General features: G+C 69.1%; 14 protein-coding genes. 11 read left to right on the forward strand and 3 right to left on the reverse strand.

The window, feature by feature from the left end:
• Positions 1-304 precede the first annotated feature (304 nt).
• The 3 genes from CDA09_RS10280 to CDA09_RS10290 all read left to right on the forward strand — a co-directional run bounded on the left by CDA09_RS10280 (position 305) and on the right by CDA09_RS10290 (position 5,326).
• Entirely contained in the window at positions 305-2,077 is a 1,773-nt protein-coding gene (locus tag CDA09_RS10280) for an arylsulfatase (protein WP_121428536.1), read from the forward strand.
• A gap of 200 nt (positions 2,078-2,277) precedes the next feature.
• Positions 2,278-3,198 (forward strand): transporter, encoded by a 921-nt coding sequence (locus CDA09_RS10285; protein WP_286164456.1) that lies wholly within the window; start codon positions 2,278-2,280, stop codon positions 3,196-3,198.
• A gap of 91 nt (positions 3,199-3,289) precedes the next feature.
• Positions 3,290-5,326 carry a cytochrome c3 family protein gene (locus tag CDA09_RS10290; RefSeq protein ID WP_121428537.1) on the forward strand — a complete coding sequence of 679 codons (2,037 nt, stop codon included), beginning with the start codon at positions 3,290-3,292 and terminating at the stop codon, positions 5,324-5,326.
• 3 nt (positions 5,327-5,329) lie between these two features.
• Here the strand turns inward: CDA09_RS10290 and CDA09_RS10295 are convergent, their stop codons facing one another.
• Both CDA09_RS10295 and CDA09_RS10300 read right to left on the reverse strand, forming a co-directional pair.
• A complete protein-coding gene (locus CDA09_RS10295; protein WP_121428538.1) occupies positions 5,330-6,115 on the reverse strand; it encodes a helix-turn-helix domain-containing protein in 786 nt (261 codons plus the stop codon).
• A gap of 58 nt (positions 6,116-6,173) precedes the next feature.
• On the reverse strand, positions 6,174-6,893 hold the full coding sequence (locus CDA09_RS10300) for an FCD domain-containing protein (protein ID WP_121428539.1): 720 nt from the start codon (positions 6,891-6,893) through the stop codon (positions 6,174-6,176).
• A 151-nt stretch (positions 6,894-7,044) separates the two neighbouring features.
• On the opposite strand from CDA09_RS10300, the gene CDA09_RS10305 reads away from it, so the two are divergent.
• The 8 genes from CDA09_RS10305 to thmT are packed head-to-tail and all read left to right on the forward strand — an operon-like array spanning position 7,045 to position 13,607.
• On the forward strand, positions 7,045-7,479 hold the full coding sequence (locus CDA09_RS10305) for a GlcG/HbpS family heme-binding protein (protein ID WP_121428540.1): 435 nt from the start codon (positions 7,045-7,047) through the stop codon (positions 7,477-7,479).
• A 12-nt stretch (positions 7,480-7,491) separates the two neighbouring features.
• Entirely contained in the window at positions 7,492-8,946 is a 1,455-nt protein-coding gene (locus CDA09_RS10310) for a 2-hydroxymuconic semialdehyde dehydrogenase (protein ID WP_121428541.1), read from the forward strand.
• Positions 8,947-8,956: 10 nt separating this feature from the next.
• The gene (locus tag CDA09_RS10315; RefSeq protein ID WP_121428542.1) at positions 8,957-9,817 is read left to right on the forward strand and encodes an alpha/beta fold hydrolase; all 861 of its coding nucleotides are present in this window, start codon (positions 8,957-8,959) and stop codon (positions 9,815-9,817) included.
• 1 nt (position 9,818) lies between these two features.
• The gene (gene dmpE, locus CDA09_RS10320) at positions 9,819-10,601 is read left to right on the forward strand and encodes a 2-oxopent-4-enoate hydratase (protein ID WP_121428543.1); all 783 of its coding nucleotides are present in this window, start codon (positions 9,819-9,821) and stop codon (positions 10,599-10,601) included.
• Positions 10,602-10,633: 32 nt separating this feature from the next.
• Complete coding sequence (locus tag CDA09_RS10325) at positions 10,634-11,557, forward strand: acetaldehyde dehydrogenase (acetylating) (RefSeq protein ID WP_121428544.1); 924 nt, start codon at positions 10,634-10,636, stop codon at positions 11,555-11,557.
• A gap of 12 nt (positions 11,558-11,569) precedes the next feature.
• Positions 11,570-12,607, forward strand: a complete 1,038-nt coding sequence (dmpG, locus tag CDA09_RS10330; protein WP_121428545.1) for a 4-hydroxy-2-oxovalerate aldolase — start codon at positions 11,570-11,572, stop codon at positions 12,605-12,607.
• The gene (gene dmpH, locus CDA09_RS10335) at positions 12,604-13,392 is read left to right on the forward strand and encodes a 2-oxo-3-hexenedioate decarboxylase (protein ID WP_121428546.1); all 789 of its coding nucleotides are present in this window, start codon (positions 12,604-12,606) and stop codon (positions 13,390-13,392) included. Before dmpG ends, dmpH begins: the two co-directional genes overlap by 4 nt.
• A 23-nt stretch (positions 13,393-13,415) precedes the next feature.
• Complete coding sequence (thmT, locus tag CDA09_RS10340) at positions 13,416-13,607, forward strand: 2-hydroxymuconate tautomerase (RefSeq protein WP_018993067.1); 192 nt, start codon at positions 13,416-13,418, stop codon at positions 13,605-13,607.
• Positions 13,608-13,694: 87 nt separating this feature from the next.
• On the opposite strand, the gene CDA09_RS10345 is transcribed toward thmT, so the two are convergent.
• Positions 13,695-14,642, reverse strand: a complete 948-nt coding sequence (locus CDA09_RS10345) for a LysR family transcriptional regulator (RefSeq protein ID WP_121428547.1) — start codon at positions 14,640-14,642, stop codon at positions 13,695-13,697.
• Between the last annotated feature and the right edge of the window lie 67 nt (positions 14,643-14,709).

A 14,709-nucleotide genomic window follows, 5' to 3' on the forward strand; every position in this document is an offset into this window, starting at 1 on the left:
GGCGATCCTCCCTGCGCACCGCCGCCGTCCCGTGGCTGCGCGCGCGCCTCCTCCCGGAGCGGCGCGCAGCCCTTTTTTCCCTGTGCCACCCCCTTGCCTCGCCGCCCGCGCTCCCGCGCTGCGGACGAGGCTTTTTTTGCGTCGGTGCGCAGCGCGGGCGTGCGCATCGCATCCCGGCCGGCCGCCTAGTCGGCAGACGTTCCACTAGGTGGAACGGAAGGCCCTTCTCCGGCTAATCTCGAGATTTGTGTTGAAGATATCCGTGCAGCGCAAGCGCTGCGCACAATAACTCGAGGAGACAGTCATGAACCACCTTCCGCGGCTTCTTGCGAAGCTGTGCGTCGTCGCCGTCGCGCTGGCGGCCGCGCTGCCCGCCGTGCACGCCGCCCCGCCGGCGAAGCGGCCCAACATCCTGCTCATCGTCGCTGACGACCTCGGCTACACGGACCTCGGCGCCTACGGCGGCGAGATCGCGACGCCCAACCTCGACCGGCTCGCGGCCGGCGGCGCGAAGCTCACCAGCTTCTATGCATCGCCGTTCTGCTCGCCGACGCGCGCGATGCTGATGTCCGGCAGCGACAACCATCTCGTCGGCTTCGGCGACATGGCCGAGCTGATGCTGCCCGAGCAGCGCGGCAAGCCGGGCTACGAGGGCTATCTGAACGAGCGCGTCGTGCCGATGGGCCAGGTGCTGAAGGACGCCGGCTATCGCACCGTGATGGCCGGGAAATGGCATCTCGGCGTGAAGGAGGAGATGAGCCCGGCGGCGCGCGGCTTCGAGCGTTCCTTCGCGATGGTGCAGGGCGGCGCGAGCCACTGGGGCGACCAGAGCGGCATCGTCGCGGTCGACCCGGCGAAGCCGCCGAAGGCGATCTACCGCGAGAACGGCAAGTCGGTCGAGCTGCCGCGCGAGAACTTCTATTCGTCCGAAGCCTTCGCGACGAAGCTCATCGACTACCTGAAGGCCGATGCGCCGAGCGGCAAGCCTTTCTTCGCCTACCTCGCCTTCACCGCGCCGCACTGGCCGCTGCATGCGCCCGACGAGGATATCGCCAAGTACGTCGACCGCTACAAGGACGGCTACGACGCGCTGCGCCGCGCGCGCCTCGAGCGCATGAAGGCGCTCGGCCTGGTCGCCGCCGATACGCCGGTGTACGAGGGGCATCCGTACTGGCCGAAGTGGGAGTCGCTCTCGGCCGCCCAGAAGCTGTCGGAAGCGCGCCGCATGGCGGTGTATGCGGCGATGGTCGACAACATGGACCGGCAGATCGGCCGCGTGCTGGATTACCTGAAGCAGACCGGCGAGCTCGACAACACCTTCGTGTTCTTCATGTCCGACAACGGCGCCGACGGCAACTCGGTGTATGACGTCGGGCACACGCGCGAGTGGATTCACCACGACATGGACAACAGCACGCCGAACATCGGCCGGCCGGGATCGTTCGCGGAGTACGGGCCGGGGTGGGCGCAGGTCGGCATGACGCCGTTCAAGCTGTACAAGTCGATGCTGTACGAGGGCGGTATCAGCGTGCCGGCGATCGCGTGGGGGCCGGGGGTCGAAGGCGGCTCGGTGAAGCGCGAGTTCGCGGACGTGATGGACGTCGCGCCGACGGTCTACGAGCTGGCCGGCGCGAAGCATCCGGGTACGTCCTACCAGGGGCGCGAGGTGCTGCCGTTGCGCGGCAAGTCGATGCTTGCCTACCTGAATAACGGCGCCCGCGTCGTGCATGGGGCGGACGAGGCGATCGGCTGGGAGCTGGGCGGGCGCAAGGCGCTGCGCAAGGGCGACTGGAAGATCGTGTATGCGAACAAGCCGTGGGGCACCGGCGAATGGGAGCTGTACAACATCGCCAAAGACCGCACCGAAAGCGAGAACCTCGCCGCGCGCCACCCCGGGAAGCTGAAGGAGCTGCTGGCGGCATGGCGCCAGTACGTCGCCGAAACCGGCACGCTCGAAATCGAGGGTCTGGCGTCGCGGCCCGGCTACAGCAACGGCGGGAAGTATTACGAGGACCTCGCGTTGGAGGCCGCCACGACCGGCAAGGCGGACTCCCGCACTGCCGCCGTGGGCAAATGAGCCGGGGCAGGCGCGTCCGCGTGCCATAAGACCCGTTCCCGCAACCCGTGTCCGACGTGTGGCGAGCGCCGTGCGGCGGGCAACGCAAACAGCACGGCGAGGGGCGTGACGCCCGGGTTTCCGCGCGGGCCTCCCATGCCCTGCCGGAAGGCGAGTCGGGCGTGCCCGGCACCTCGTCGCAATAAATCAAGGAAAACACGATGAAAGAACAAGTTGGCATGCTCTGCCGAGCAGCCATTCGCGCCCTGTTCCGCAAGGGAGCTGTCGGCGCCTGCTGCGTGCTGGGATTGTTTCACTCACTGTCCGCGGCCGCGGCGGATGTCCTCCCCGGCGCGTTCACCGCCTTGCCCGTGGGGATGTCGGCGCTCCAGGTCTTCCAGACCCATATCGAACGCGACAAGCAGTACGTCGATGGACATGCCCGGCCGATCGACGCGCGCCTCGACTCGGACGTCTCCATGCTGAGATATCACAAGCTCATCGAGGTCGGCGGGTATACGGTCGATCCGAACATCATCGTTCCGTACGTGGAGCTGGAAGGAAAGCGCGACCTGTCGTCGTTAGGGAAGGAAAGCGGGCTGGGCGACGTCGTGCTCAACGCCATCGTCTGGCTGGTGAACGATCCGAAGAGCCGGACCTTTTTCGGCATTTCACCGTATCTGTATCTTCCGACCGGCCGTTACAACCATGATCAGCGCCTGAATGCCGGTGAGAATCGCTGGAAATTCGCTCTGCAAACCGGCTACACGACCGCGTTGAGCGACAAGATCCTGTTCGACCTCACCGGCGACGTCACGCTGTTCGGCAAAAACGACGATTTCGGCCGCGCCCGCGCTGATCTCGAGCAGGACGTGGCCTATCAGGTCCAATCCTATCTCCGCTACAAGCTCACGCCCGCATTCGAGGCCCATGCGGGGCTCTCGCATGTGTGGGGCGGCGAAACGAAGGTCGGTGGCGCAAGGCAGGGGAACGAGCTCCGGACCACGAAGTACATGATCGGCGCCTCGTACATGTTCGGCCCCGCGACCCAGCTGCTGGCTCAATACGGGCGGGACATCTCGGTGGAGAACGGATTCAGGGAGTCGGGTAAATTCCTCCTGCGATTCACGCAGATGTTCTGACCGCCGTTGCGCAAGGGCGCCGCCGGGTGTGTCGTGTCGTCCGGCTCGATGGGGCGGGGCGGACGCCCGGGCGGCAGTGAGGAGGTGAACCATGTTCGGACGCGTTGTCCTCATCTGTATCGCGGCGCTGGCGGCGCTCGCCGCGCACGCCCGCACGCCACAGGGCGCGGCGCGTCCGGACTACGTCCCCGACGCCCGGTGCCTCGCCTGCCATCCGGCGCAGGCGGCGCTGTGGGCCGGGTCGAAGCACCGCCTGGCGATGCAGCAGGCGACGCCCGCGACCGTGCTCGGCGACTTCGACGGGACACGCTTCGCGGGCGCTGGCGAAGCGGTGCGTTTCTTCCGCCGCGGCAAGGGCTTTTTCGCCCGCACCACCGGCGCCGACGGCGTCGAGCGCGACTTCGCGGTGACGCATACGCTCGGCGTCCGTCCGCTGCAGCAGTACCTCGTGCCCTTGCCGGGCGGTCGGCTGCAGGCGCTCGCGGTCGCGTGGGACACTCGCGCGAAGCGCTGGTTCGCGCTGTATCCCGAAGGCGGGATCGCACCCGGCTCGCCGCTGCACTGGAGCGGTCGCTACCAGAACTGGAACCTGATGTGCGGGGAGTGTCACACGACCGCCTATCGCAAGCAGTACGACGAGGCGCGCGACGCCTACAGCACCACCTGGGCGGCGGGCGAGGTCGACTGCCAGGCCTGCCACGGCGCGGGGCGCGCGCATGCCGAGAGCGCGGCGCGCATCGCGTCCGGCGGGGCGAAAGGGCCGCCGGTGCCGACGTCCAACCGCGCGCTGCAGTCGGCGCACGCGCAGGTCGACCAGTGCGCGGCCTGCCATGCGCGCCGCACGCGGCTGCAGGAGCATGCCGAGCCGGGGGCGCCGCTGCTCGACAATTTCGTGCCGGACAACCTGCGCGCCGACCTGTATCAGGCCGACGGCCAGCAACTCGGCGAAGTCTTCGAATACGGCTCGTTCCGCCAGAGCCGCATGTACGCAGCCGGCGTCGCCTGCAGCGACTGCCACGAACCGCACGGCGGCAAGCTGCGTGCGAGCGGCAACGCGCTGTGCACGGCGTGCCACAATCCGGCGCCGCCGGCGCGATTCCCCAGCCTGCAGGCGAAGCGCTACGACTCGCCCGAGCACCACTTCCACGCCGAAGGCGCTGCGGGCAGCCAGTGCGTCGACTGCCACATGCCGGCGCGCAACTACATGATCGTGCATGAGCGGCGCGATCACGCGATCCGCATTCCGCGCCCCGACCTCACGCGCCGGATCGGCACGCCCAACGCCTGCGCCGGCTGCCACGCAGACCGCCCGCCCGAATGGGCGGAGGCCGCCATCCGCGCCCGCCACGGCGAGCGCAGCCGCCCGGAGCATTACGGCGAGGTCTTCGCCGCGGCGCGCGCGGGCCGTGCCGACGCCCCCGCGCGCCTGGCCGCGCTCGCCACCGACGCGGCCCAGCCCGGGATCGTGCGCGCGAGCGCGGTCGAGCTGCTCGGCAGCTTCGGCCTGCGCACGCCGCAGGCCGCGCTCGCCGACGAGGATCCGGTCGTGCGCGCGGCGGCGGCCGCGGCCTTCGCGGTGCATCCCAAGGCCGAGCGGCTCGCGGCGCTGCCGCCATTGCTCGACGATGCACGCCGGGCGGTGCGCATCGCCGCGGCACGCGCGCTGGCCGACGTCGCCGACGACGAGCTGCCGCCCGAGCATCGCGCCGCGCGCCGCCGCGCACTCGGGGAATACCTCGCCGCGCAGCGGGCGATGGCCGACATGCCGGCGGCGCAGCTCAATCTCGCCTCGCTCTTTGCCGCGCAGGGCGACGTCGCGCAGGCCGAGCGGCATTACCGGCGCGCGATCGCGCAGGATGCCTCGGTCACCGATGCCCATGTCGGCCTCGCGACCGTGCTCGCGGGGGCGGGGCGCGGCGGCGAGGCCGAGCGCGTGCTGCGCGATGGTCTACCCAATGCGGCCCGGCCCGGCGAGCTGCATTTCGCGCTGGGCCTGCTCGTCGGCGGGCGCGGGCAGTGGCAGGAGGCGGCACGCGAGCTGGAGGCAGCCGCCGCGCTCATGCCGGGCGACCCGCGCGTGAGCCGCAACCTCTCCATCGTGCGCGAGCGGCTGCGGACGGAGCGCTAGCGGCTAACCGCCCGCGGCGATCGCGGCAGCGGTGGCCTGCAGGTCGCCGAGGTGCGCCTCGACGACCTTGGCGCGCAGGCCGTAGCGGCGCGGCCAGATCATGTTGATGCAGCCCTGCACGCCGTCGGCGGCAAGGACGGGCACCGCGATCGCGTCGAGCCCGTCGTCGAACTCGCTGATGTCCTCGACGCCGCCGCCGAAGATCGCGTCGCGCACGGCATAGCCCTGGCGCCGCGTCTCGTCGAGGATCGCGTCGATTTCGCGGCGCAGCACGATCGCGCTGCGCGGGTTCTCCGGCGGATGGGCGCGGTAATGCGCCATCACGTCGTCGCGCTGCGCCTGCGTGCAGAACGAGAGCCACGCGCGCCCCGGGGCCGACAGGAAGAGGTCCACGCGGTAGCCGAGGTGGTAGCGCGAGTTCAGCGACAGGCCCGACAAGCGCCGCGAGCTCTCGGCGAGCTCCATCATGTAGTCCTTGTAAACCAGCAGGTCGGACGGCCACAGCGCCTTGCGCTGCAGCGCGGCCAGGTGCGGGGCGGCAAGCTCGGCGAGGCGCTGCGTCGCCTCGGGCGGGCGCTGTGCGGCCGGCAGCGCGATGGCGCGCCGCCACAGCCCGTCGTAGATTGCGCGCCACGCGATGCCGGCCTGCTCCAGCGTGTGCAGGATGCGCAGCAGGGTCGGTTTGGGGAGTCCCGTCGCATCGTGCAGCTGCTGCAGCGAGCGGCCTTCGCTCTGTTGCAGCAGTTGCAGCACTTCGAGTCCGCGTTCGAGTGCGCGTATCGATTTCATCCTTCGGTCCCAGGTGCGGACGACAGGGCGCATGCCGCGCCGGCGCGGCGCCGCGCGCTCAGGGGCGCTTGCCGCGCGCGAAGAAGTCCTGCGGCATCTGCTTCACGGCGTCGAGCGTGCGCAGGATGTGTTCGGACAGGATCGAGGTCGCGCGTGTCGCATCGCGCGCGAGCGTCGCGTCGACGAGCGCCTGGTGCTCCGCATGGATGTCGCGCGGGATCGGCTGGCGGAACAGGCTGATGCGCCGGTAGCGCTCCGACTGCTGGTAGAGGATGTGCTGGAAGTGGCGGATCCAGCGCGACGGGCAGGCGGCGATCAGCGCCTCGTGGAAGGCGCGGTTGCGCTTCTCCCAGTCCTCGGTAGCGCCGGGATCGTGCTCGGCGAGTTTCTGCTCGGCGCGTGACAGGCGATGGAAGGCGCCGACGAGGCCGGCTTCCCATTCCTCGTTGCCGCGCGCGATCGCCTGCCGCAGCGCCTCGGTTTCGAGCAGCACGCGGGTGCGCGTGATGTCCTCGAAGTCGGCCAGCGAGATCGGCGCGACGCGGAAGCCGCGCTGCCCCTGACCGACCACCAGCGCGTCGGTGACGAGCAGCAGCAGCGCCTCGCGCAGCGTGCCGGCGCCGACGTCGTACTGCTCCTTCAGGTGCTCGACGCGCAGTTTCTCGCCCGGCGGGTGCATGCCTTCGATGATGTCGCGCCGCAGCCGCTTGTAGGCGGCCTCGACGAGGGTCTTGGGCTCGTCGGTCTCGAGGATGTCGGAAACGGTGGCGTCGATCATGGCAGCCGGAAGTTCAAGTATGGGTAGGAGAATTCTAGCCGACTCACTTCTTCCGCGCAGTGAAAAAATATCGAGATTTGTAGTTGACGTCGAGATTCTGAGGAATTATCTTGAACCCAACGTCGCAACATCGCCCGCAGGAGAGTCGCCGATGAAAGTCGCAGTCCCGCAATCCACCGTGTCCTGGGAAGCCGCGCACGCGGCCGTCGCGGCCGCGGTGCGCCATGCCGAAGCGCTCGGCCTGCGGGTGAACGTCGGCGTCGCCGATGCGGCGGGCAACCTGGTGGCCTTCCTTCGCATGCCCGGCGCCTTTCCCCAGTCGATCGACATCGCGATCGACAAGGCCTACACGGCCGCCGGCTTCGGTTTCCCGACCGGCCAGTGGATGGACGTGGTCGCCGGCAACGAAGGCATGAAGCTCGGTTTCTCGGCGCGGCCGCGCCTGGTGGTGTTCGGCGGGGGGCTGCCGATCCGAGTGGCCGGCGAACTGATTGGCGGCATCGGCGTGTCCGGTGCCTCGGAAGAACAGGACGACGTCTGTGCGCGCGCAGGGCTTGCGGCGATCGGCGCCGACATCCAGGAATAGCGGAGGCATTCGATGAAACAGATCCACAACTTCATCAACGGCGAGTTCGTCGCCACCGAGCGGACTTTCGACAAGCGTTCGCCGCTCGACAACCGCGTCATCGCCGCGGTGCATGAGGCGGGCAAGCGCGAGGTCGATGCGGCGGTCGCCGCCGCGCGCGCGGCGCTCAACGGCCCGTGGGGGCGCATGACGGTGGCCGAGCGCGTCGAGCGGCTCAACGCGCTCGCCGACGGCATCAACCGCCGCTTCGACGAGTTCCTCGCCGCCGAATGCGCCGACACCGGCAAGCCCGCGAGCCTCGCGCGCCACATCGACATCCCGCGCGGCGCGGCGAACTTCAAGGTGTTCGCCGACGTCGTGAAGAGCGTGCCGACCGAGTTCTTCGAGATGGCCACGCCCGACGGCCGCGGCGCGCTGAACTACGCGGTGCGCCGCCCGGTCGGCGTGGTCGGTGTGATCTGCCCGTGGAACCTGCCGCTGCTGCTGATGACCTGGAAAGTCGGCCCGGCGCTCGCGTGCGGCAACACGGTGGTCGTGAAACCCTCCGAGGAGACGCCGCAGACCGCGACGCTGCTCGGCGAGGTGATGAACGAGGTCGGCATCCCGAAGGGCGTCTACAACGTCGTGCATGGCTTCGGCCCCGGTTCGGCGGGCGAGTTCGTGACCACGCACCCGCAGGTGAACGCGATCACCTTCACCGGCGAGACACGCACCGGCGCGGCGATCATGAAGGCCGCGGCGGACGGCGCGCGCCCGGTGTCGCTGGAGATGGGCGGCAAGAATGCGGCGATCGTGTTCGCCGACTGCGACTTCGACGCCGCGATCGAAGGCACGATGCGCTCGGTGTTCGTCAATTGCGGCCAGGTCTGCCTCGGCACCGAGCGCGTGTATGTCGAGCGGCCGATCTTCGAGCGCTTCGTTGCCGCGCTGAAGACCGGCGCCGAAAGCCTCAAGCTCGGCGTGCCCGAGGACGAGGCGACCGGCATGGGGCCGCTGATCTCGCAGGAGCATCGCGACAAGGTGCTGGGCTATTACGCGAAGGCGAAGGAGCTCGGTGCGACCGTGGTCACCGGTGGTGGCGCGCCCGCGATGCCGGGCGAGCTCGCGCACGGCGCGTGGGTCGAGCCGACGATCTGGACCGGGCTCGGCGACGACTCGCCGATCGCGCGCGAGGAGATCTTTGGCCCCTGCACGCTGATCCAGCCCTTCGACGCCGAGGACGAGGTGATCCGCCGCGCCAACGACACCGACTACGGCCTCGCCTGCTCGGTGTGGACGAAGGACCTCGCCCGTGCGCACCGCGTCGCGGGGCGGATCGAGGCCGGCCTGGTGTGGGTGAATTCCTGGTTCCTGCGCGACCTGCGCACCCCCTTCGGCGGCGCCAAGCAGTCGGGCATCGGCCGCGAGGGCGGGGTGCATTCGCTCGAGTTCTACACCGAGCTCAAGAACGTGTGCATCAAGCTGTGAGCGTGCGGCGATGAGCGACAACTCTCCGGAGATCGCCCGCAGCGTCGCCGCTGCCGGCATCCGCACGAACTACCACGATCTCGGCGCCGGCCACCCGCTGCTGATGATCCACGGCTCGGGCCCGGGCGTGTCGGCGTGGGCCAACTGGCGGCTGGTGATGCCGATGCTCGCCGAGCGGGCGCGCGTGATCGCGCCCGACATGGTCGGCTTTGGCTTCAGCGAGCGCCCCGCGGGGCAGCGCTACGACCTCGACGTGTGGGTCGCCCAGGCGGTGGGCCTGCTCGATGCGCTCGACATCGAACGCGCCGACCTCGTCGGCAACTCCTTCGGCGGCGCGCTGGCGCTGGCGCTCGCGATCCGCCATCCGCGCCGCGTGCGCCGGCTGGTGCTGATGGGCAGCGTCGGCGTGCCCTTCGCGATCACGCCCGGGCTCGATGCGGTGTGGGGCTATACGCCCGCGCTCGACAACATGCGCGCGCTGCTCGATCTCTTCGCGTGGGACCGCGCGTTGGTGAACGACGAGCTCGCGCGGCTGCGCTACGAGGCGAGCATCCGCCCCGGCTTCCAGGAGTCATTCGCGGCGATGTTCCCGGCCCCGCGCCAGCGCTGGGTCGACGCGCTGGCGAGCCGCGAGGCCGACATCCGCGCGCTGCCGCACGAGACGCTGGTGATCCACGGCCGCGAGGACCGCGTCATCCCGATCGCCAATTCGCTGACGCTGGCGGCCTGGATCCCGCGCACGCAGCTGCACGTGTATGGCCGCTGCGGCCACTGGACGCAGATCGAGCACGCCGCCCGCTTCGCCTGCCTGGTCGGCGACTTCGTCGCCGAGGCGGGCGCCGACGAACCCCAACCCCTGATCCGAGGCTGACATGGACCAACGACTGATCGAACGACTCGGCGACGAACTGTACCAGGCGCTGGTGAAGCGCGAGACGCTCGCGCCGCTCACCGAGCGCCATCCCGACATCACCATCGAGGACGCCTACCGCGTGCAGCAGCGCATGATTGCGCGGCGGCTCGAAGCCGGCGAGTGCATCGTCGGCAAGAAGATCGGCGTCACCAGCCGCGCCGTGATGAACATGCTGGGCGTGTACCAGCCCGACTTCGGCATGCTGCTCGACGGCATGCTGTACAACGAGGGCGAGGCGATCGCCGCCGACACGCTGATCCAGCCCAAGGCCGAAGGCGAGATTGCCTTCGTGCTGAAGCGCGACCTGAAGGGCCCGGGCGTGACCGCGGCCGACGTGCTAGCGGCGACCGAAGGCGTGATGACCTGCTTCGAGATCGTCGATTCGCGCATCCGCGACTGGAAGATCAAGGTCCAGGACACCGTCGCCGACAACGCCTCGTGCGGCGTGTTCGTGCTCGGCGACCGCCTCGTCGACCCGCGCCGCGTCGACCTCAACACCTGCGGCATGGTGCTGGAGAAGAACGGCGAGATCGTCGCCACCGGTGCCGGCGCGGCGGCGCTCGGCGCCCCGGCGAATGCCGTCGCATGGCTCGCCAACACCCTCGGCAGCCTCGACATCCCGCTCAAGGCCGGCGAAGTGATCCTGTCCGGCTCGCTCGCGGCGATGGTGCCGGTGAAGGCCGGCGACAACCTGCGCGTGACGATCGGCGGCATCGGCGGCTGCTCGGTGCGCTTCGTCTGAACCCCCGCCCCCAGAGAGAAGGAAGAGACAACATGAGCAAGAAGATCCGATGCGCCCTGATCGGTCCCGGCAACATCGGCACCGACCTGCTGGCGAAGCTGATGCGCAGCCCGGTGCTGGAGCCGGTGTGGATGGTCGGCATCGACCCGGCCTCCGACGGCCTGGTGCGTGCGCGCGAGATGGGCCTGAAGACCACCGCCGAGGGCGTCGACGGCCTGCTGCCGCACGTGGTTGCGGACGACGTCCGGATCGCCTTCGACGCGACCAGCGCCTACGTGCATGCCGAGAACAGCCGCAAGCTCAACGAGCTGGGCGTGCTGATGATCGACCTCACGCCCGCCGCGATCGGCCCCTACTGCGTGCCGCCGGTCAATCTCAAGGACCATGTCGGGCAGGGCGAAATGAACGTGAACATGGTCACCTGCGGTGGCCAGGCGACGATCCCGATGGTCGCGGCCGTGTCGCGCGTGCAGCCGGTCGCCTACGGCGAGATCGTCGCCACCGTCTCCAGCCGCTCGGTCGGCCCCGGCACGCGCAAGAACATCGACGAGTTCACGCGCACCACCGCCGGTGCGGTCGAGCGCGTCGGCGGCGCGAAGCGGGGCAAGGCCATCATCATCATCAACCCCGCCGAGCCGCCGCTCATCATGCGCGACACCGTGCATTGCCTGACCGAGTCCGAGCCCGACCAGGCGGCGATCACCGCGTCGATCCACGCGATGATCGCCGAAGTGCAGAAGTACGTGCCGGGCTACCGCCTCGTCAACGGCCCCGTCTTCGACGGCAAGCGCGTGTCGGTCTTCCTCGAAGTGGAAGGCCTGGGCGACTACCTGCCGAAGTACGCCGGCAACCTCGACATCATGACCGCCGCCGCCGCGCGCACCGCCGAGATGTTCGCCGAGGAGATCCTCGCCGGGCGCCTCACCCTCGAACCGCGCGCCGCCGTGGCCGCCTGACCGGAGACCGACATGAACCTTCGCGGCAAGAAAATCACCGTCCACGATATGACCCTGCGGGACGGCATGCACCCGAAGCGCCACCTGATGACGCTCGAACAGATGAAGACCATCGCCTGCGGGCTCGACGCAGCGGGCGTGCCGCTGATCGAGGTCACGCACGGCGACGGCCTCGGCGGCAGCTCCGTGAACTACGGCTTCCCCGCGCACACCGACGAGGAATACCTGTCGACGGTGATCCCGCTGATGAAGCAGGCCAAGGTGTCGGCGCTGCTGCTGCCGGGCATCGGCACCGTCGACCACCTGAAGATGGCGCACGAGCTGGGCGTGGCGACGATCCGCGTGGCGACCCACTGCACCGAGGCGGACGTGTCCGAGCAGCACATCGGCGCGGCGCGCAAGCTCGGCATGGATACCGTCGGCTTCCTGATGATGGCGCACATGAACAGCCCCGAAGGGCTCGTCACGCAGGCGAAGCTGATGGAGTCCTACGGCGCGAACTGCATCTACATCACCGATTCGGCCGGGCATCTTCTGCCCGACACGGTGAAGGCGCGCATCAGCGCGGTGCGTGCGGCGCTCAAACCCGAGACCGAGCTGGGTTTCCATGGCCACCACAACCTCGCGATGGGGGTGGCGAACTCGATCGCGGCGATCGAGGCGGGCGCGAACCGCATCGACGCGGCGGCGGCGGGCCTCGGCGCGGGCGCGGGCAACACGCCGATGGAAGTGCTCGTCGCGGTGTGCGAGCTGATGGGCATCGAAACCGGTGTCGACGTGTTCGCGATCCAGGACGTCGCCGAAGACCTCGTCGTGCCGGTCATGGACTTCCCGATCCGCATCGACCGCGACGCGCTCACGCTCGGCTATGCCGGCGTGTATGGCTCCTTCCTCTTGTTCGCCAAGCGCGCCGAGAAGAAATACGGTGTGCCGGCGCGTGAGATCCTCGTCGAGATGGGCCGCCGCGGCATGGTCGGCGGGCAGGAGGACATGATCGAGGACACCGCGATGACGCTGGCCAAGGCCCGGCAGCAGGAGGTGGCGGCATGAAGCTCGACCGCGAAATCATCGAGCGGCTCGCGACGCGGCTGGAGGGCTGCGAGCTCGAGGCGCGCGACACGACCAAGATCACCGACGACCACCCGGACATGGACTGGGACGACGCCTACGCGATCCAGGACGAGATCAAGCGGCGCAAGCTCGCGCGCGGCGCGCGCATCGTCGGCCTCAAGGCGGGGCTGACCTCGCACGCGAAGATGAAGCAGATGGGCGTCGAGACGCCGGTGTTCGGCTTCCTCGCCGACTACTTCGCGGTGCCCGACGGCGGCGAGGTCGACAGCGCGAAGCTGATCCACCCCAAGGTCGAGCCCGAGATCGCCTTCGTCACCAAGGCGCCGCTGCGCGGCCCCGGCTGCCACATCGGCGCGGTGCTCGCGGCGACCGACTTCGTGATTCCGGCGATCGAGATCATCGACAGCCGCTACCGCGACTTCAAGTTCGACCTCAAGAGCGTGGTCGCCGACAACTGCTCGTCCTCGCGTTTCGTGGTCGGCGGGCGCATGGGCGACGTCGCGGCGCTCGACTTGCGCACGCTGGGCGTGGTGCTGGAGAAGAACGGCGAGCCGGTGGCCTTCGGCGCCGGCGCCGCGGTGCTCGGCCATCCCGCCGCGGCGATCGCGATGCTCGCGAACATGCTCGGCGAGAGGGGCGAGGAAATCCCCGCCGGTACGCTGATCCTCTCGGGCGGCATCACCGAGGCCGTCGCCGTGCAGCCCGGCGACGCGGTGACGCTGCGCGTGCAGGACCTGGGTTCCGTGTCCGTGCGTTTCGCCTGAACGACAGCAGAAGGAGACCGCAAATGCCATTCGCCCAAATCTACCTCGTGGAAGGACGCAGCGAGGAGCAGAAGCGCGCGGTGATCGAGAAGGTCACCCAGGCCCTCGTCGAGGCCGTCGGCGCGCCGAAGGAGAACGTCCGCGTGTGGATCCAGGACGTGCCCAAGACCAACTGGGGCATTGCCGGACAGACCGCGAAAGACCTCGGGCGCTGACGCGCCGGCGCTGCGGCGAGGAGTGGATCTTAGCCAACCCGAAGATCCTCCTCGCTAAAGCCTCAAAGGCCGACACGCCCGTCATTCTCAGATTCCCGTGTCCCAGGCGGTTTCCGTCTGGATTCCGGGCGAATGCCCGGCAACGCGAGCCCCGCGGAATGCGCGTACGGTCTCGAGGAATTCCGAAAGGATCGGCGACTGGTCGTCGGCGCGATAAAGACAGCTCAGGTCGATGCGGCAGTTGGGCGGGGTGTCGTGCAGGGGGCGGAAGACGACGCCGGGCAGGGTCAGCGCGGTGACTGATTCGGGCACGAGGCAGATGCCGAAGCCGCCCGCCACCAGCGCGACGCCGGTGACTGCGTCGCCGACTTCCTGAGACACTTGGGGCACGAAGCCGGCTTCCTCGCACAGCCGCATCACCTTGTCGATGAAGTTGGGGCGGGCGCCGGTCGGGAACAGCACCATCGGATGCTCGGCGAGCATGGGGAAAGACACCGACTCCTCGCGGGCGAGCGGGTGGCTTTCGTTGATCGCGAGCAGTAGCGGCTCGGTCGCGACGAGTTCGGTCGCGAGGTCGGGCAGGGGCGCGAGCATGCGGTTGAAGCCGAGTGTGATACGTCGCTGGCGCAGGGCCTCGATCTGTTCCGCCTTGGTCATCGTGTGCAACACGATCTTCACTTCGGGATAGGCGGTGCGGAAGGCGAGCAGGAGCCTGGGGATGATGCCGAGGATGCCCGAACCGAAGATCGCGATGTCGAGCCGCCCGAGCTTCCCCTGACCTGCGCGCTGGGTGCGTTCCGTCGCCTGCTCGACGACGGAGCGGATGTTGCGCGCTTCTTCCAGGAACAGTTCGCCCGCCTGGGTGAGTTCCATCCCCTTGGGTGTACGGTTGAACAGCCGCACGCCCAGTTCTTCCTCCAGTTGCTGGATCTGCCGCGTGAGCGGCGGCTGCGAGATGTGCAGCCGTGCGGCGGCGCGGCCGATGTTTTCCTCCTCGGCGACGGCGATGAAGTAACGAAGGTGTCGGAGGTCCATGTATTCCCCGGATGGGTAAGCGGAAGGTCGCCAACACAATACCTTGAAGGTATGGAGGTTGCCAATT

Origin of the sequence: Azoarcus sp. DN11 (assembly GCF_003628555.1) — a bacterium.
Classification (GTDB): Bacteria; Pseudomonadota; Gammaproteobacteria; order Burkholderiales; family Rhodocyclaceae; genus Aromatoleum.